The following is a 16,517-nucleotide window of genomic DNA, read 5'->3' on the forward strand; positions in this document are numbered from 1 at the left end:
GGGGCCGCTGGTCGCCTCATCACCTCCCGGTCCGGGAGCGGTCGCACCCCTCCGTCGGCACCCGGCCGACGGTGAGGTTCTTCATGACCTGACGTTATCTCGCATCCTCGCGTGACGGAACCGTTATGCGGCGCGTCGCACCGGTTGCTCAGGCCTCGGACGGGTTCATCCCAGACAGCGGACCACGCTGCGCCGGAGCGCGCGAGTCGCTGCCGGTGCGTGGGGTCGCCGCGACGGTCACCGCGATCACCCGCGCAACCCCTGCCGCGCGCAGCGCCCGCGCCGACTCCGCGAGCGTGGCACCCGTGGTCACGACGTCATCGGCCAGCACGCACACCTGGCCGGACAGGAGGTTCGTGACGCCACGACGGACGCGCAGAGCACCACCCAGGTTGCGGGCGCGCTCGGTGCTGGACAAACCGGCCTGATCCCGTACCCGCCGCGCGTAACCGAGCGCGTCGATCACCGGTAGGCCCGGGTATCCCGCGACCGCAGTCAGCACCAGGTCACGCAACGGGTCCCGGCCCCGCGCACGCCGGGCGGCGGGACTGGACGGGGCGGGCACGACGTACACCGGTCGTCCTCCTGAAAGTCGTTCAGCCACAAGAGAATCCGCCCGTACGCCGGCCACCAGAGCCCGCTCGAGCCATGCACCCAGCAGCACCCGCAGGTCGGTCCGGCCGTGGTCCTTGTACGCGGGCAACAGGTTGCGCACAACACCGAGGTACGGCGTCCCGGACCAGGCGGGCGGGAACCCCGCCGGACACGGATCGGGCACGGACCGGAAGGGTGCGATCGCCGCTGCGTCGCGCACCTGCAGGGCACACAACCCACACAGCAGTACGCCGGGCTCGCCGCAGCCTGCGCACCGCCGGGGCATCGCCAGATCGGCCACCTCGGTGACCAGGGTCCGGACACCGAGTAGCCAGCCCACACCGGCCAGCGTGCCGCGTGCAGCGTGGATCGGCCGGGCCGGTTGTGGAAAACCTCAGGTGCCGGGAACCACGAGCCCGGTCAACCCGTTCACCGGGGACCAGGTCGCCCCTTCATGGATCAGCACCCGCCCTCCGGTCGTGACCAGGTAGACGTCACTCGGCCCGTCGCCGACTCCGCGGATGGCAGCCAGCGGCTGTTTCGGATCCTGGCCAAGATCGGCCAGCAGGCCCCCGATCGGCACCTGGATGGCGTGCACGGAGCCGTCACCGGCGTCATTGCGGGCCAGCACCCCGACGGTGCTGTCGTCCAACCAGGTGACGTCGCGGACGTCGCTCAAACCGTCACCGACGACCAACGGCGTCGACAACGCGCTCGGGTTCCCCGAGGGGTCCCGCACAATCGCGGACAACTCGACATGGGTGGCGCCGGATGCTGAGCGCACGACCATCGCGATCCGGTTGCCGTCTGCGGCGACCGCGATCGCGGTGATGGTCGCAGAGCCGAGCCAGGGCACGTCGACCGGCTGCGGCGCCGCCGACTGTGGTGGGTCGGAGGCAGACACGAACCACACCGTCGACCCGGCCCGGCCCGCAGAGGGGGTCAGCGGCGTACCGGCCACCCAGATCTCGGTCCGCCCGTGACTGGCGAAGCTGGGTCTGGTCAGTTCGGTGCCGAAGACCGGCCGGGTGAATTGCCGCGCGCCCACCCACCGCGACATCGTGGTGCCGTCGGCGGAGACGGCGGCGATCTGCCGCCCGTCGGCCGACGCGGCCACCTGGGTCCAGGTCTTCGGCACGGTCGGCAAGGTGACCATGTCGGCTCCCGATGCGGGGGTCCCGGATGTCGCGGGGTCGAACCAGCGCAACTGGTCACCGGACCGGCCGATCAGGTTGGGCCGGTTCACCTGAACCACGGTGTACCCCATGTCCTGCGGGGTGGTCGGATCCTGCGGCAGGTCCGGGGTCTCCAGTCGCGCGGCCCCGTCCACCGTGATGACGACCGAGCGCACGCCCCGAGTCAGCGACAGCGTCGCGAGCATCTGCGCCCACAGCGCGGTGCGCTGGGCCGGAGTGGCGCCCAGCGCAGCGGACGTCAGGTCGACCGTGGCAACACCGGTCGAGGTGTCCACCGGGACCGCGTCCACCCGCAGCAGCGTTCCCTGCGGCATCTGCGCGGTCACGATCGGGGCCAGATACGCCGGCGGCGGGCGCAGAACGGCGCGGGCGAGGGCGGTGGTCAGGCCGCCCAAGGGAAACCAGCGCACATCGGCGACCAGCGTCTTCGTGGCCGGGACCGCGTAGTACACCCGCTGCGCGGTGTAGCTGACGTCGAAGTCGTCCTCGCTGACCCACGCGCCGAATCCCTTGGGCAGTGAACTGATCCGCCACTGCCCGTCGATCTTGCGCATCGTGAAGGAGCCGGTCCGCGTCTGGGGATCCGCGGTGTCACGCAGCCGCCCGTCACTGTCCAGCAGCGCCGTCTGGCGGGCCGTCACCGAGACGGTCTGCGGGTCGGTCATGGAGTCGACGAAGTCGCGCTCGCCGGTGTTGATGGACAGTTCCGTCTTGGGGTCCCAGACGGCCGAGGCACCGCCGGTGAGGAACTCCCGAGCCACGGAGTAGTCATCCGTCGCGTAGGCGTTGGCCCGTAGGAACCCGCGCACGATGTCACGGGCGGAGGCGCCGGGCGCCGGACCCGGCGGCTTGACGTTGACCACGGGACCGGGCTCTGGCGCGATCGACGCTCGAGCCTGTACCGGGCTGCTGGCCGGAAGGCCGCTGCACGCGCTGAGAGCCCCGACCACCAGCATGGTCAGGAACGCGAGCAGGACGCGGGTACGCCGGGTCATGACTGACCGTCCGGGCCACCCCGAGGCGCGCTCACGACAGCGCTGCCGATGGTGAGGCTGTTGCCCGGCGGCATCACGCGACCGATCTCGGAGTCATCCGGCGCCAGCGGGAGCGGTGACCGCGCGATCGGAACACCCGCGCGAGTGGGCAGCGTCAGCCGGAAGCAGGCGCCGTTGCCGGACTCGCCCCACGCCTGCAACCAACCGTCGTGCATTCGGGCGTCCTCCAACGAGATCGCCAGCCCCAGCCCCGTGCCACCGGTGGTCCTGGCACGCGCCGGATCGGCACGCCAGAACCGGTTGAACACCCGGGCGGCATCCCCGGGCGCCAGGCCAACGCCGTGGTCGCGGACGGTGAGCGCAACCGCCGTGTCGTTGGCGGCCACCGCCACCTCGATCGGGCGTCCCTCAGCGTGCTCGATGGCGTTACTGACCAGGTTGCGCACGATGCGTTCGATCCGGCGCTTGTCCATCGGTGCAACTGCCGGTCGGCGGGCCTGCAACCGCAAACTGGTGTGCGCTCTGGCTGCGAGCGCGCTGGAGGCGTCCACGGCACTGGCCGCGATGTCGCGCAGGTCCGCCGGTTCCAGTTGCATCGCTGCTGCACCGGCGTCGAACCGGGAAATCTCCAGCAGGTCGGTCAGCAACCCCTCGAACCGGTCCAACTCGCGGCTCAGCAACTCCGCCGAGCGCGCGACGGGAGCGGTGAAGTCGTCACGGCTGGCATGGATCATGTCCACGGCCATCCGGATCGTCGTCAACGGGGTGCGCAACTCGTGCGAGACGTCGGAGGTGAACCGTTGCTGCAGGGTCGACAAGTCCTCCAACTGTCGGATCTGCCGCTGCAGGCTGTCCGCCATCGCGTTGAACGAGGTGGCCAGCCGGGCCAGATCGTCCTCACCGCCGGCCGGCATCCGTTCGTTCAGGGCGCCGGCACTGAGCCGTTCGGCGACGTGGGCCGCCGAACGCACCGGCGCCACAACCATCCGGGTGACCAGATACGCCAGTGCGGCGAGCGCCAGCACGAGCGCGATCCCACCGAAGACGAAGGTGTTGCGCACGATGGTCAGGGTCTGCGCCTCGACATCCATCGGGAAGATGAAGTACAGGTCGTAGGCGCCGGCATTCGGCACCTCCAACCGGCTTCCGATCAGGACCGCCGGCACCGAGCCGCGAGCGTCGGTGTCCGGGACGGTGATGATCTTGACCTGCTCGTGGTCGGGATCCTCCTTCAGCGCCAGGCGGATGTCCGGGGGGATCATGTCCGGGTCGGCGCCCTGGGTACTGACGTCGCCCAGGGACACGGCCGTGTTGCCCTCCGCCTGGATGATGACCACCCGTCGTGACGTGTCCGAGCCCGGCGACGCGACCTGCTGGGCGATCTGCCGGGCGGCGACCCGCAACGAGGTGAGGTCGGTGCGGTCACCGTTGGAGAAGGTGTTCTGGGCGATCTGCCGCTGCGATTGCGCTTCCTGCTGAGCGGAGTTGATCGCGTTGGTGACCAGACCATCGGCGATGCGTTGGTACATGTAGGAGCCGATCGCGACGGTGAACAAAGCGCCGACGATGGTGGTGATGGCCACGACGCGGAAGTGCACCGACCGGCGCCAGAATCTGGCCAACCGGCCGATGGGTGCGCTGATCAGCCGCCCGAGGGATCCCATGGGCCCAGCGGCAGGCTCAGGCGGGGGCGCCGGCCTTGTAGCCGACTCCCCGCACGGTCAGCACGATCTCGGGATGCTCCGGATCGCGCTCGATCTTGGCCCGCAGCCGTTGCACGTGCACGTTGACCAAGCGGGTGTCCCCGGCATGGCGGTAACCCCAGACCTTCTGCAACAACTCCTCGCGACTGAACACCTTCCACGGCTTGCGCGCGAGGGTCACGACCAGGTCGAACTCCAGGGGCGTCAGGGCGATCGCCTCCTCACCGCGGTGCACCGAGTGACCGGTGATGTCGATCGCCAGGTTGCCGATGCGCAACGTGTCGTCGACCCCTTCACGCTCGTCCGTGCGACGCAACCGGGCGTGCACGCGAGCAATGAGTTCCTGCGGTTTGAACGGTTTGGTGATGTAGTCATCGGCTCCGGCGTCGAGGCCGGCAACCACGTCCACGGTGTCCGTGCGGGCGGTCAGCATGACGATCGGCACCCCGGATTCGGCCCGCAACTGCTGGCAGACCTGCACCCCGTCCAGGCCGGGCAACATCACATCCAGAAGGACGACGTCGGGTTTGAAAGCCCGGAACGCCTCGAGCGCACCACTGCCGTCGGGGCAGTGCCCCACGTCCCAGCCCTCACCGCGCAGCACGATGCCCAGCATCTCGGCCAGCGACGGATCGTCATCGACCACCAGTACCCGTGCATTCATATCGGCTCAAGTGTCACATACGAAGGTGGGGTACGCCGATCGGCCAGCGATCGGCGTACCCCACGTGTTGAACAGGGTCACCGCCCTTTTGGAGCCGACTCCTCGAACCTCGGCATCCGGCCGCCGACTCCGCTGCGCTCCGCCGACAACCTCCGCCTCGCTCTTCGTCGTCGACTCAGGAATACCCATTGGAGCCGACTCCTCGAACCTCGGCATCCGGCCGCCGACTCCGCTGCGCTCCGCCGACAACCTCCGCCTCGCTCTTCGTCGTCGACTCAGGAATACCCATTGGAGCCGACTCCTCGAACCTCGGCATCCGGCCGCCGGCTCCGCTGCGCTCCGCCGACAACCTCCGCCTCGCTCTTCGTCGTCGACTCAGTACCGGTAGTGCTCCGGCTTGTACGGGCCCGCCACGTCCACGCCCAGGTACTCGGCCTGGGCCTTGGTCAGTTCGGTCAGGTTGACCCCGAGCGCACCCAGGTGCAGCCGGGCGACCTTCTCGTCCAGGTGCTTGGGCAGCACGTACACCTGCTTGTCGTAGTCACCGTTCTTGGTGAACAACTCGATCTGCGCGATGGTCTGGTTGGAGAAGCTGTTGGACATCACGAAGCTGGGGTGACCGGTGGCGTTGCCCAGGTTCATCAGCCGGCCCTCGGACAGCACGATGATGCTGTTGCCGTTCTCGAAGGTCCACTCGTGCACCTGCGGCTTGATCTCGGTCTTGGTGACACCCGGAACCTTCGCCAGACCGGCCATGTCGATCTCGTTGTCGAAATGGCCGATGTTGGAAACGATCGCCTTGTTCTTCATCTGCGTCATGTGCTCGGCGCGGATCACGTCGTAGCACCCGGTGGTGGTGACGTAGATGTCGGCGATGGGCAGGACGTCCTCCAGGCGCGCGACCTGGAAACCTTCCATGGCGGCCTGCAGGGCGCAGATCGGGTCGACCTCGGTGACGATGACGCGGGCGCCCTGACCGGCGAGGGACTGCGCGCAGCCCTTGCCGACGTCGCCGTAGCCGCACACCACGGCGACCTTGCCGCCGATCAGCACGTCGGTTGCCCGGTTCAGACCGTCGATCAGGCTGTGCCGGCAGCCGTACTTGTTGTCGAACTTGGACTTGGTGACCGAGTCGTTGACGTTGATCGCCGGGAAGAGCAGGTCACCGGTCTTGGCCAGTTCATACAGCCGGTGGACGCCGGTCGTGGTCTCCTCGGTGACACCGCGGATGCCCTCGGCGACCGTGGTCCACTTCTTCGGGTCCTGCGCGATCGTGCGGCGGACCAGTTCCTTGAAGACACCGAACTCCTCGGAGTCCTCCTCGGTGGTGGCCGGCACAGCTCCGGCGATCTCCCAGTCGCGGCCCTTGTGGACCAGCATCGTGGCGTCACCGCCGTCGTCCAGGATCATGTTCGGGCCCTGCTCGCCGGGCCAGGTCAGGATCTGCTCGGTGCAGTCCCAGTACTCCGGCAGGGTCTCGCCCTTCCAGGCGAAGACCGGGACACCCTGCGGGTCCTCGGGAGTCCCGTTCGGGCCGACGACGACGGCGGCCGCCGCCTCGTCCTGAGTGGAGAAGATGTTGCACGAGGCCCAGCGGACCTGCGCGCCGAGCGCCACGAGCGTCTCGATCAGAACGGCGGTCTGCACGGTCATGTGCAGCGAGCCGGCGATGCGGGCGCCCCGCAGCGGCTGCGCCGCGGCGTACTCCTCGCGCAGCGCCATCAGCCCGGGCATCTCGTGCTCGGCGAGGCGGATCTGGTGTCGGCCGGCTTCGGCGAGGGACAGGTCAGCGACTTTGAAGTCGAAAGAAGGCATGGGTAACTCCTGGTGATGGTTCGGTGGACTACCCGGCGCTGCCCTTCTGGGCTTCGCTACTGCGGCGGTCATCACCCGCGCCGGCGCACCGATTCTAGCGAGATCTCCGGCGGGCATCGTCAGCACGACCACCCCTCGGCCGAACCGAGCAGATATTTTCCAACAAACTCTTGTGACCTGGGTCACACAAGGGCCATTATCTGCCTAACCTACGATGACGTAGGTGTAGGTACAAGCACGAGTGACCACCGGGAGATCGCATGCACCACGTTCTTCGAAGGACCGCCACCGGCCTGGGCGGTGGGGCCCTGGCCGTTTCGGCCTTCGCCTTGGCGCCAAACGCTGCCCACGCCGCCCAACCGCTGGCCGCGGAGGCCACTGCCGCCTCGTCGACTGCGGTCGCCGCGACGACGACAGCACTGAAGTACGACTGCTACACCACCAAGGCCGGGATCAAGATCGGCCTGGGCACCTGGCCCGCGTCCGTGACCGTGACGGCACCGCTGACGGCCACCGTCGGTTCCGTCGTGACCGCACCGTCGGTCGGCGCAGCGATCACGGTCCCCTCAGGCACCACGTCAACGCTCCGGCTGCTCGGGATCAGTTCCCTGACCGGAAGCGCAACGGTGTGGTACTCGGCGACGGGTGCGGTCAAGAGCCCCGGAAACCGGACCACCACGGTCACCGTTCCGACGGTGAAGGTCCCCTCCTCCGGCTCGTTCCCGGTCAGCCTGAGCGGCGGACCGATCAGCGAAACGGCGGCGTCCTCGCCGGGCACTGCCACGTTCAACATCGGTGCGTTGGTCAGCACGCTGAAGACCAACACCGGCAAGAGCCTGCCGATCGTCTGCACGCCGTCCGCGGGTCAATCGCTGGTGGTTCTCAACGTCGCGATCAAGTAGATCCCGCCGCGCTCACCGGCCGGTTCCTGCCCTTCTGACGGGGTGCGAACCGGCCGGAAACCACCTCTTGTGATTTACGACACACCGTGCCATGGTTAATCCACCTACGTAACCGTAACCAGTTCTGGACGGTGTCCAGATACCGCAGGAGGCTTCATGAATTCCGCCGTACGCCGCGCCGCCGTTCTTGCTGGAGCGGGCGCCCTCGTGGCTTCCGCCTCGGCGCTTGTGACGCCGGCGGCCCACGCCGCCGGGACTGGGACCGGCCAGTACAACTGCACCTCGACGCTGAAGGGCGCGACCATCTCGGTCGGCACCTGGACCGCAGCCGTCGCCGCGTTCAGCCCGTCGTCAGTCGCCAAGGGCGCCACCATCTCCACTCCCCTGGTCACCGGTGTCATCAGCGCTCCGGCACAGGCCACGGCACTGTTGCAGGCCAAGGGCATCAGCGTCCTGCAGGGCACCACCACCGTGAAGTACTCGGCTACCGGTGCCGTCAAGAACCCGGGGGCGCGCAGCACGAACGTCGCCGCGCCGCTAGCAGTCGTCCCACCCTCGGGCAACGCGCTCGGCATCGCTCTGGTCGGCGGTCCGATCTCTGACACGGCAGCGAACTCCGCTGGCACCGTCACCTACGCGGTGACCTCGGTGGCCGGCACGTTCAAGACCAACAAGGGCACCACCCTGTCGATCAAGTGCACCCCGGTCGGCGGTTCGGTCACGATCGCAACGGTCGCGGTCAAGTAGGCCCCAGCACCACCGCGCACACCTCAGCGGCGTCGTTCCCCCGGGAGCGACGCCGCTGAGGTATCTACGCTGGTGCGCCGGCCTCCTGTTCCGCATGACCGTCGCACAACGCACCGGACTGCACCTGGGTGTGTACCTCCTGGCCTTGTTGATGCTGCTCGGGGTCACCCGGATCGTCGACGCCTCGACGTACCCGCCGCCTCCGTCCACCGTCACCCAGACCCCGTAGGCCGCCCGCGATCTGAACGGGCGAGAGCGCAACCCTCGCGGGGCACGACAATGGGCCTATGCAGTTCCCGCCCGATACCACCGCACCGGTCACCGCCGCCGATATCGACGCCGCCGCGGACCGCCTGCACTCGGTGGTCAGACCGACCGCCCTGGAGTTCAGCCCCCGCCTTTCGGCGCTGACCGGTGCCCGGGTCTATCTCAAACGCGAGGACCTGCAGTCGGTGCGCTCCTACAAGGTCCGCGGTGCGTTCAACCTGATGACCGGACTCGATGACGAGGCGCGGCGTACCGGTGTGGTGTGCGCGAGTGCGGGCAACCACGCGCAGGGCGTCGCGCTGGCGTGTCGCACCTTGGAGATCCCCGGCCGGATCTACCTGCCGCGCAACACTCCCCGCCAGAAACGCAACCGCATCGAGCACCATGGCGGTCCGTGGATCGAACTGCACCTGGTGGGAAGTACCTTCGACGAAGCCGCCGAGGCCGCTGCCGCCGATGCTGCCAGCAGCGGCCGAAGCCTGGTGCCGCCGTTCGACCACCCCCTGGTCATCGCCGGTCAGGGCACCATCGCCCGCGAAATCCTGGATCAACTCGGCGAACCACCGGCACTGGTCGTCGTGCCGATCGGTGGCGGTGGCCTGGCCGCGGGTGTCACCCAGTACCTGGCCGAACGACAGCCTGACGTCCGCGTTCTCGGTGTCGAGCCCGCCGGTGCTGCCTCCATGACGGCGGCGTTGGCCGCGGGCCAGCCGGTCACGATCGACGGGATCGACCCGTTCGTCGACGGCGCCGCGGTCCGCACCGTCGGCAGCCTCACCAGCGCCATCCTGGGCGATCACGGTGTCGAGGTCCGCACCGTGGCCGAGGGGCAGATCTGCACCGAGATGATCGAGCTCTACCAGAACGAAGGCATCATCACCGAGCCGGCCGGAGCGCTGGCCGCGGCGGCGGTGACCGATCCGGACGCGTCGCCGCTGCCGGTGCACCCCGGCGATGCGGTCGTCGTGGTGGTCTCCGGCGGCAACAACGACCTGTCGCGGTACGGCGAGGTCGTCGAGAGATCCCTGATCCATCAGGGCCTCAAGCACTACTTCCTGGTCAACTTCTCGCAGGAACCGGGCGCCCTTCGCCGCTTCCTCGACGAGGTCCTCGGACCGGACGAGGACATCGTGCTGTTCGAGTACGTGAAGCGGAACAACCGCGAGACCGGGCCGGCGCTGGTCGGGATCGAACTGGCCAGTGCCGCAGACATTTCCGACCTTCTTGACCGGATGGCGAGTACGCCCTTGGAGATCGAGCGACTCGATCCGGGGTCGGTCAGCTTCCGCTTCCTGACCTGACGTGTCCGATCGAATCGGCGCCGGCCTCCCCCGTGTCGAGCGCGGGTTCGAGGTAGATCAGCAACTCCATATCCGGCTGAGCTGATCTGGCCGCCGTTTCTGCGGCATCGATCGCAGCGGAGATCTCCCCGCCGGTGTCGCCGGTGTCGACCGCGACCTTGGCGGCGACCAGGAGTTCATCTGGACCCAGGTGCAGCGTCTTGAGGTGGATCACCCGATCGATCACGTCGACCGACTCGATGGCGTCGCGGATAGACCGCACCCGCTCCGGGGCAGCTCCCTCCCCGATCAGCAGGGACTTCATTTCGACGGCCAGCACCACGGCCACCGCCACCAACAGCAGGCCGATCATCGCCGTGCCAGCAGCGTCCCATCGCGCATCCTGGGTGATGATGGCCAGGCCCACACCGAACATCGCGAACAGCAGACCGATCAGCGCAGCGAAGTCTTCCAGGAGCACGACCGGCAGCTCCGGCGCCTTGGCGCCGCGCACATAACGCACCCACGACGCAGCGCCGCGGGTGTGGTTGGCCTCGCCGATCGCCGTACGGAAGGAGAAACCCTCCATACAGATCGCCACCACCAGGACCAACAACGGCACCCACCACCAGCGCTGATCAGTCCCGGGTCGCTCACCGTGGCCCGAAACCGCCTCGTGCCACTTGTGATACGCCTCGTAGAGCGCAAAGAGACCACCGATGGTGAACAGCACGATGGAGACGATGAAGGCGTAGACGTACCGCTCACGGCCGTAGCCGAACGGGTGGTCGACGTCGGCTGAGCGCTTGGCCTTCTTACCGCCCACCAGCAACAGCAACTGGTTGCCCGAGTCGGCGAAGGAGTGCACCGCCTCGGCCAGCATCGAGGACATGCCGGTCAGCAAGTAGGCGACCAGTTTGGTCAGCGCGATCCCCAGGTTCGCCGACAGCGCAGCGATGATGGCCTTGTTGCCTCCGCTACTGGACATGAGCGGCAGTCTAGAGCGGTGGCCGGGCGGTCAGTTACCGAAGTCCAGACCCAGGAGCGCGTTCTCGATCACCTCGGCCAGCGCCGGGTGGATCCAGTACTGGCCACGGGCCATCTGATGCACCCCGAGTCCGAAGGACATGGCCTGGATCAGCAACTGGATCAAGCTGCTGGCGTCCGGGCCCATCAGGTGGGCGCCGAGCAGTTCGCCGGTACGCCGATCGGCAACCAGTTTCACAAAGCCCGTGGTGTCCTCCATCGCCCAGCCGTACGCAACGTCGCCGTACTTCTGGCTCTTGGTGACCACGTCATGACCAGCCTCGCGGGCCTGGCGCTCGGTGAGGCCCACGCCTGCCAACTGCGGGTGGGTGAAAACGGCCGACGGCACGAACCGGTGGTCGATGCTGCGCAGTTCCCGCGGGTGGGCCAGGTTGTGCGCGACGACTCGCGCCTCGTGGTTGGCGACGTGTTTGAGCTGGTACGGCGAGCTGACGTCGCCCAGCGCCCAGACCCCTTCCGCGCTGGTCCGGCCAAATTCATCGACAATGACCCGACCGTCGGAGTGGGTAGCGACACCCGCTGCGGACAGGTCCAGATCCGGGGTGTTGGGGGCTCGCCCCGTCGCGACCAGCAGGATGTCACCGGTCACCGACTCCCCCGTGGTGAGTTCCGCGGTGACGCCGGCCGCGTCCTGCCGGGCGGCAATGACCTCGGCCGACAGGTGCAGATCCCATCGCTGCGCGGCCAGTTCCGTGAACGCGGTGGAAACCTCCTCGTCGGTCTGGCGCAGCAGAGCCGGGCCGCGCGTCACGATGCTGACATCGACGCCGAGCGCTGAGAACACGTGCGCGAACTCCGCCGCAATGTAGCCGCCGCCGAGAATCACCATGCGAGAAGGCAACTCGTCGATCCGCATGACGTTTTCGTTCGTGTAGTACGTGACACCAGAATCCCGCACCGGGTCGGGGATGATCGGACTCGAACCCGTCGCGATCACGATCTGGTCAGCGGTCAGGTGCTGCTCCTGCCCGTCGACGGTGACCGTCAGCGCGCGCGAACCGGTGAACCGGGCCGAACCCAGGTAGGCGGTCGTGTTGGGCCCGTTGACGCGGTAGTCCTTGCCGCCCTCGGAGATCGGGTCGATCCGGGCGAAGACCCGGTCGCGAATGTCCCGCCACCGGATCGCGTCGATGTGCGCATCGATCCCGTACGTCGCGGCGGACCTGATCTGCTCGGCCACTTCCGCGGCGTAGACGAACATCTTCGTGGGGATGCAGCCCACGTTGAGGCAGGTCCCGCCGAAGACGCCGCGCTCGATGATCGCGACCCGTTTCCCGTCGAAGTCGGGGGTGATGATCGAGTTGCCGGAACCGGAGCCGATAACGGCCAGATCGAAGTGCTCGCTAGTCACCCCGCCAGCGTAAGAGGCGCGCCTACAGCCCCTTCGCGCGCACCCGTTCGAGATAGTCCGCCAGATGCGGGGAGACGGCCGGGTCGATGCCAAGGCCCAGGGCGACGTACGTCGCGGCGAAGTCGGTGACGGCAACGTGCTCGGCCAGCCGGGCGATGGCCGGTCCGGGTGCGCTGCGGTGCTCGATGACGGTGGCGCCCGCGTCGCGCGCGGTCTCCAGCAGCGAGTCGGTGAGCGCATCGGCGACCTCACCCGGCTGCGCGTCGCGCAACATGACCACACCGAGCGCCGGTTGCTCGGGGCCGTCGAGGAAGGGGTCGGCGAAGATGTCCTTGGCCTGAGTCACTCCGGCGCCGCCACCGGCCGTGAAGGGACCGTCGAACAGGGAGACCACCTGTGAGGCAGTGTCCGGCAACTCGCCCCAGGTGGCCGGGATACGCGCCGTACGGGCCAGCATGGACACCGCGCGCAGGGCCGCCACCCCGGTGAGCGGTCCGTCACCGAGCACGACCGGCACGCTTTCGGCGACCGACAACGCCATGGACTTCGCGGGGTTCACGAACGACTCGGAGCTCGGGCGGCACGCCTCGGCCCACTCGTTGAGCCGGTCGGCGGCGACGGCGAGCGCTTCGTCGGGTACGTCGACCAGGCCCAGCCGGTCACCGGCCATCAGAACGGGCGTCAGCAACGACCACAGGGAGGTACGGCTCGAGGTGCGGCCGCGGCCCACGTCCACGTGGACGCCGCGGGCCTGACGACTGATGTCGGCGAGCACCGAATCCTGCGCGCCGACGGTGAGCAGGGAGGCGCCGCGCCGGGCGGCCTCGGCGGCCACCGCAACCGGTCCGTCGGCCGCTCCCGACAGGGACACCGCCACGACCAGATCCAGCGGGCCGACCCAGGCAGGTACCGGCACGTTGCGCCGGACGGTGACGGGCACCGGGGAGCCCTGTTCGGCCAGCGCCTGAAGGATGTCGGCCACCACCGCGCTGCCACCGAGGGCGCTGACCAGGACACTGCGCGGGCGCTCGCCGTACGCGACCTGATCGATCCCGGCCTCGTGCGCCAGCGCCATGGACTCACGGACCTGGGCACCGGCGGTGGCCAGCGCCCGCAGGGTGCCACGGGAGTCACGGGCCGCGATCTGTTCTGAATCGTCGATCCAGGCCTCTTCCAACCGGGGCATCAGCGAGCGCGCCTCAGACGGTGAAGACGCGGGCTTGGTCGGCCAGCAGCACCGGGATGCCGTCCTGGATCGGGTAGCCGCGGCGTTGGCCCGAACCCTCGCAATCCTCGGTGCACTGCAGTTCGGCGCTCCCGTCGGGTGCGCTGCCGTCGGCCAACTCGTGTTTGCCGACGGGGCAGCGCAGGATCTCACGCAGCCAGGGTTCGATGAGGTCGCTCACAACCAGCCAGCCTAATCAGTCCGCGGCGCGGATCAGCGGCAGGACGGCATCCCGGATGCCGCTCATCGTCGCGTCGTCGGCCGCTTCGACGTTCAGCCGGAGCAAGGGCTCGGTGTTGCTCGCGCGCAGGTTCAGCCACCACATGGGTTCGCCGTGGAAGGTGAGGGTCGTGCCGTCGAGCGTGTCGACGTCGACCTCTCCCCCGGTCTGCTCGACGGCCCACTGTCGCACCCGCTCGGTGGCGGTGGCCGCGTCGCTGACGGTCGAATTGATCTCCCCGGAGGCGACGTAGCGCTGGAACTGGCCGGCCAGCTCGGACAGCGGCTGGTCTGCCTCGCCGAGGGCAGCCAGCAGGTGCATCGCGGCCAGCATGCCGGTATCGGCGAACCAGAAATCGCGGAAGTAGTAGTGCGCCGAGTGCTCACCGCCGAAGATCGCGTTGTGCTTGGCCATCTCGGCCTTGATGAAGGAGTGCCCGACGCGGGTGCGGACCGGGGTGGCGCCGGCTTCGGCGACGATCTGCGGGACGGCGGCCGAGGAGATCAGGTTGTGCACGATGCTGATCTGGTCAGCCGGGACGCCGGCGGCGACGTCGCGGGCGATTTCCCGGGTCGCGACCAGTGCCGTGATGGCGGACGGGTTGACCGGCTCACCGCGCTCATCGACGGCGAAACAGCGATCCGCGTCGCCATCGAAGGCCAGCCCCACATCGGCTCCGTGCTCGACAACCGCTTTTTGCAGGTCGACCAGATTCGCCGGCTCCAGCGGATTGGCCTCGTGGTTGGGGAAGGTGCCGTCGAGTTCGAAGTAGAGCGGCACGATCTCGATCGGCAGCTGTGGCAATCCTGCGTCGGTGCCGAGCACGGCGGGCACGGTGTAGCCGCCCATTCCGTTGCCGGCGTCGACCACGACTTTGAGGGGACGGATGCCGCTGAGGTCGACCAGTCCGCGCAGGTAGGCCGCGTAGTCGGCGAGGAGGTCTTGGGTCGTCACGGTGCCCGCGGTGTCGACCACCGGCAATGGCTGGCCGTCGACCTGCTGCTGCGCCAGGTCCCGGATCTGCGCCAGTCCGGTCTCCAGGCTGATCGGCCGCGCACCGGCGCGGCACATCTTGATGCCGTTGTACTGCGCCGGATTGTGGCTCGCGGTGAACATCGCCCCCGGCCGGTCGAGGGCACCGCTGGCGTAGTACAGGCCATCGGTGGAGCACAGCCCGATCACCGTGACGTCGACCCCCTGACTGGCGGCCCCGCGCGCAAACGCCGCACTCAACGCCGGCGAGCTCGGTCGCATGTCATGGCCGACGACGATGCCGTCGGCGCCGTCGGGGATGGCCACAACGATGGCGAACGCGGCACCGAACGCCTCAGCGACCGATTCGTTGAGTTGCTCGGGGACGACGCCGCGCACGTCGTAGGCCTTGACGAAGGAGGCGAGTTCCACAGTGCGCGAGCCTAATCGTCGCCAGTCACGTCGCGCATTGCAGTCACCAAATCCGTCGCGGCCAGCCCGTCCGGTTCACCCGCGATGCCCTCGGCAGCGCCGAGTCGGTCGTCCACCGACCGCGCGGCGCTCACCTTGAATTTGGCGACCACCCGGGCGATGGCGATCTCGATACCCACCACGTTGCCGAGTTGTCCCGTCAGATAGTTCGCCGGGGCGTCCGCCATGCGCCACGGCTGCGGCCGCTGCGACTCCATCGCCTTGGTCAACTTCGCGACCGCGGCCCGCACCCAGCGTTCGTCGTCGTGCACGACAACCTCGCCGTAGACGTGCGCGATCAGGTAGTTCCAGGTAGGGACGACCCGATGGTGCTGCTCCTTGGACGGGTACCAGGTAGGTGACACGTAGTGCTGCGCCCCATTGAAGATCGCCAGGGACTCCCCCTCATGGCGACCGTTGTGCCACAACGGGTTTGCCCGTGCGACGTGTCCGATGAGACGACCGGATTCCACATCGCCCTCCAACAACAAGGGCACGTGATCGGCGGCCAACTGCCGGCCATCGCTGGTGACGAGCGCAGCAAGCGGCGCGTTTCGTAGCAACTCGACAACGGCGCCAGCATCGGCTGCCGCGTCATGTTCTGGGAGGTAGACCACGAGTTCGGCCTGCGCTGTAGCAGCGCCTAAACCAGGCGCAACGCGGGCCGTGCTGGACCAGACTGGCCCTCGTCGCCCGCCACTCGCCGTACGTCGGCAACGGCCGACGGTGAGGAGACCCTGCCCGCTTCCCGTACGGCGTCCGCCAGGGCCAACAGATCGTCGTCGCTGGGCTGCGGCTGCTGTTCCTCGACGGCCAATCGCACGACCGTCCAGCCGCGGGGCACCGTGAGCCGGGCTGCGTGGACAGCGCACAGGTCGTAGGTGTGCGGTTCGGCGTGGGTGGCGAGCGGGCCAACGACTGCGGTTCCCTCGGACTGCACGAAGGTCAGGGTCGCGACCGCCCCGGCGTTGCACGCCGTCCGATCGCACTGCCGCTTCAACCGCACCGCACATCCTTTCCCGAACCCGAGTCCCTGCGCGCCACAGTCCGATCCGCGACCGGGCGCTT

At 68.4% G+C, this 16,517-nt stretch carries 16 protein-coding genes; 4 read left to right on the forward strand and 12 right to left on the reverse strand.

The features are described 5' to 3' along the window. Positions 1-148: 148 nt before the first annotated feature. From DR843_RS10635 to ahcY, 5 genes are all read right to left on the reverse strand, one after another. Positions 149-934: a ComF family protein gene (locus DR843_RS10635; protein WP_109685681.1), complete on the reverse strand. Its 786-nt coding sequence runs from the start codon at positions 932-934 to the stop codon at positions 149-151. A gap of 54 nt (positions 935-988) precedes the next feature. Further along, positions 989-2,785, reverse strand: coding sequence for an LpqB family beta-propeller domain-containing protein (locus tag DR843_RS10640; RefSeq protein WP_109685683.1), 1,797 nt, complete (start codon positions 2,783-2,785; stop codon positions 989-991). Then, positions 2,782-4,449 carry an MtrAB system histidine kinase MtrB gene (mtrB, locus tag DR843_RS10645; RefSeq protein ID WP_109685685.1) on the reverse strand — a complete coding sequence of 556 codons (1,668 nt, stop codon included), beginning with the start codon at positions 4,447-4,449 and terminating at the stop codon, positions 2,782-2,784. Before mtrB ends, DR843_RS10640 begins: the two co-directional genes overlap by 4 nt. A gap of 16 nt (positions 4,450-4,465) precedes the next feature. Then, entirely contained in the window at positions 4,466-5,152 is a 687-nt protein-coding gene (mtrA, locus tag DR843_RS10650; protein WP_109685687.1) for an MtrAB system response regulator MtrA, read from the reverse strand. A gap of 375 nt (positions 5,153-5,527) precedes the next feature. After that, positions 5,528-6,967: an adenosylhomocysteinase gene (ahcY, locus tag DR843_RS10655; RefSeq protein ID WP_109685688.1), complete on the reverse strand. Its 1,440-nt coding sequence runs from the start codon at positions 6,965-6,967 to the stop codon at positions 5,528-5,530. 260 nt (positions 6,968-7,227) lie between these two features. Here ahcY and DR843_RS10660 point away from each other — a divergent pair, with 260 nt between their 5' ends. The 4 genes from DR843_RS10660 to ilvA all read left to right on the forward strand — a co-directional run bounded on the left by DR843_RS10660 (position 7,228) and on the right by ilvA (position 10,184). Next, the gene (locus DR843_RS10660; RefSeq protein ID WP_109685690.1) at positions 7,228-7,869 is read left to right on the forward strand and encodes a DUF6801 domain-containing protein; all 642 of its coding nucleotides are present in this window, start codon (positions 7,228-7,230) and stop codon (positions 7,867-7,869) included. Positions 7,870-8,025: 156 nt separating this feature from the next. Continuing rightward, positions 8,026-8,616: a DUF6801 domain-containing protein gene (locus DR843_RS10665; RefSeq protein WP_109685692.1), complete on the forward strand. Its 591-nt coding sequence runs from the start codon at positions 8,026-8,028 to the stop codon at positions 8,614-8,616. Positions 8,617-8,710: 94 nt separating this feature from the next. Continuing rightward, positions 8,711-8,845, forward strand: coding sequence for a hypothetical protein (locus DR843_RS20790; protein ID WP_281268827.1), 135 nt, complete (start codon positions 8,711-8,713; stop codon positions 8,843-8,845). Between the two features lie 58 nt (positions 8,846-8,903). Next, positions 8,904-10,184, forward strand: a complete 1,281-nt coding sequence (ilvA, locus tag DR843_RS10670) for a threonine ammonia-lyase IlvA (RefSeq protein ID WP_109685693.1) — start codon at positions 8,904-8,906, stop codon at positions 10,182-10,184. Here the strand turns inward: ilvA and DR843_RS10675 are convergent. Genes DR843_RS10675 through DR843_RS10705 form a run of 7 tightly spaced genes read right to left on the reverse strand, consistent with a single transcriptional unit; the run spans position 10,162 to position 16,455 of the window. Next, complete coding sequence (locus tag DR843_RS10675; protein ID WP_109685695.1) at positions 10,162-11,151, reverse strand: cation diffusion facilitator family transporter; 990 nt, start codon at positions 11,149-11,151, stop codon at positions 10,162-10,164. The two genes, ilvA and DR843_RS10675, sit on opposite strands and share 23 nt — an antisense overlap. Positions 11,152-11,181: 30 nt before the next feature. Beyond that, complete coding sequence (mtr, locus tag DR843_RS10680; RefSeq protein ID WP_109685697.1) at positions 11,182-12,561, reverse strand: mycothione reductase; 1,380 nt, start codon at positions 12,559-12,561, stop codon at positions 11,182-11,184. Positions 12,562-12,583: 22 nt separating this feature from the next. After that, positions 12,584-13,747, reverse strand: coding sequence for an SIS domain-containing protein (locus DR843_RS10685; protein WP_109685699.1), 1,164 nt, complete (start codon positions 13,745-13,747; stop codon positions 12,584-12,586). Between the two features lie 13 nt (positions 13,748-13,760). After that, on the reverse strand, positions 13,761-13,967 hold the full coding sequence (locus DR843_RS10690) for a Trm112 family protein (protein ID WP_170119836.1): 207 nt from the start codon (positions 13,965-13,967) through the stop codon (positions 13,761-13,763). Between the two features lie 15 nt (positions 13,968-13,982). Next, entirely contained in the window at positions 13,983-15,410 is a 1,428-nt protein-coding gene (locus DR843_RS10695) for a phosphomannomutase/phosphoglucomutase (protein ID WP_109685703.1), read from the reverse strand. An 11-nt stretch (positions 15,411-15,421) separates the two neighbouring features. After that, positions 15,422-16,066, reverse strand: a complete 645-nt coding sequence (locus DR843_RS10700) for an FMN-binding negative transcriptional regulator (RefSeq protein ID WP_109685705.1) — start codon at positions 16,064-16,066, stop codon at positions 15,422-15,424. Between the two features lie 26 nt (positions 16,067-16,092). After that, positions 16,093-16,455: a DUF3499 domain-containing protein gene (locus tag DR843_RS10705; RefSeq protein WP_109685707.1), complete on the reverse strand. Its 363-nt coding sequence runs from the start codon at positions 16,453-16,455 to the stop codon at positions 16,093-16,095. Positions 16,456-16,517 lie beyond the last annotated feature (62 nt).

The organism is Branchiibius hedensis (genome assembly GCF_900108585.1).
GTDB lineage: Bacteria > Actinomycetota > Actinomycetes > Actinomycetales > Dermatophilaceae > Branchiibius > Branchiibius hedensis.

Excerpts from the sequence above, each read along its gene's own strand:
- DR843_RS10640 (WP_109685683.1), bottom strand. The coding sequence starts at position 2,785 with ATGACCCGGCGTACCCGCGTCCTGCTCGCGTTCCTGACCATGCTGGTG.
- mtrB (WP_109685685.1), bottom strand. The coding sequence starts at position 4,449 with ATGGGATCCCTCGGGCGGCTGATCAGCGCACCCATCGGCCGGTTGGCC.
- mtrA (WP_109685687.1), bottom strand. The coding sequence starts at position 5,152 with ATGAATGCACGGGTACTGGTGGTCGATGACGATCCGTCGCTGGCCGAG.
- ahcY (WP_109685688.1), bottom strand. The coding sequence starts at position 6,967 with ATGCCTTCTTTCGACTTCAAAGTCGCTGACCTGTCCCTCGCCGAAGCC.
- DR843_RS10660 (WP_109685690.1), top strand. The coding sequence starts at position 7,228 with ATGCACCACGTTCTTCGAAGGACCGCCACCGGCCTGGGCGGTGGGGCC.
- DR843_RS10665 (WP_109685692.1), top strand. The coding sequence starts at position 8,026 with ATGAATTCCGCCGTACGCCGCGCCGCCGTTCTTGCTGGAGCGGGCGCC.
- DR843_RS20790 (WP_281268827.1), top strand. The coding sequence starts at position 8,711 with ATGACCGTCGCACAACGCACCGGACTGCACCTGGGTGTGTACCTCCTG.
- ilvA (WP_109685693.1), top strand. The coding sequence starts at position 8,904 with ATGCAGTTCCCGCCCGATACCACCGCACCGGTCACCGCCGCCGATATC.
- DR843_RS10675 (WP_109685695.1), bottom strand. The coding sequence starts at position 11,151 with ATGTCCAGTAGCGGAGGCAACAAGGCCATCATCGCTGCGCTGTCGGCG.
- DR843_RS10685 (WP_109685699.1), bottom strand. The coding sequence starts at position 13,747 with ATGCCCCGGTTGGAAGAGGCCTGGATCGACGATTCAGAACAGATCGCG.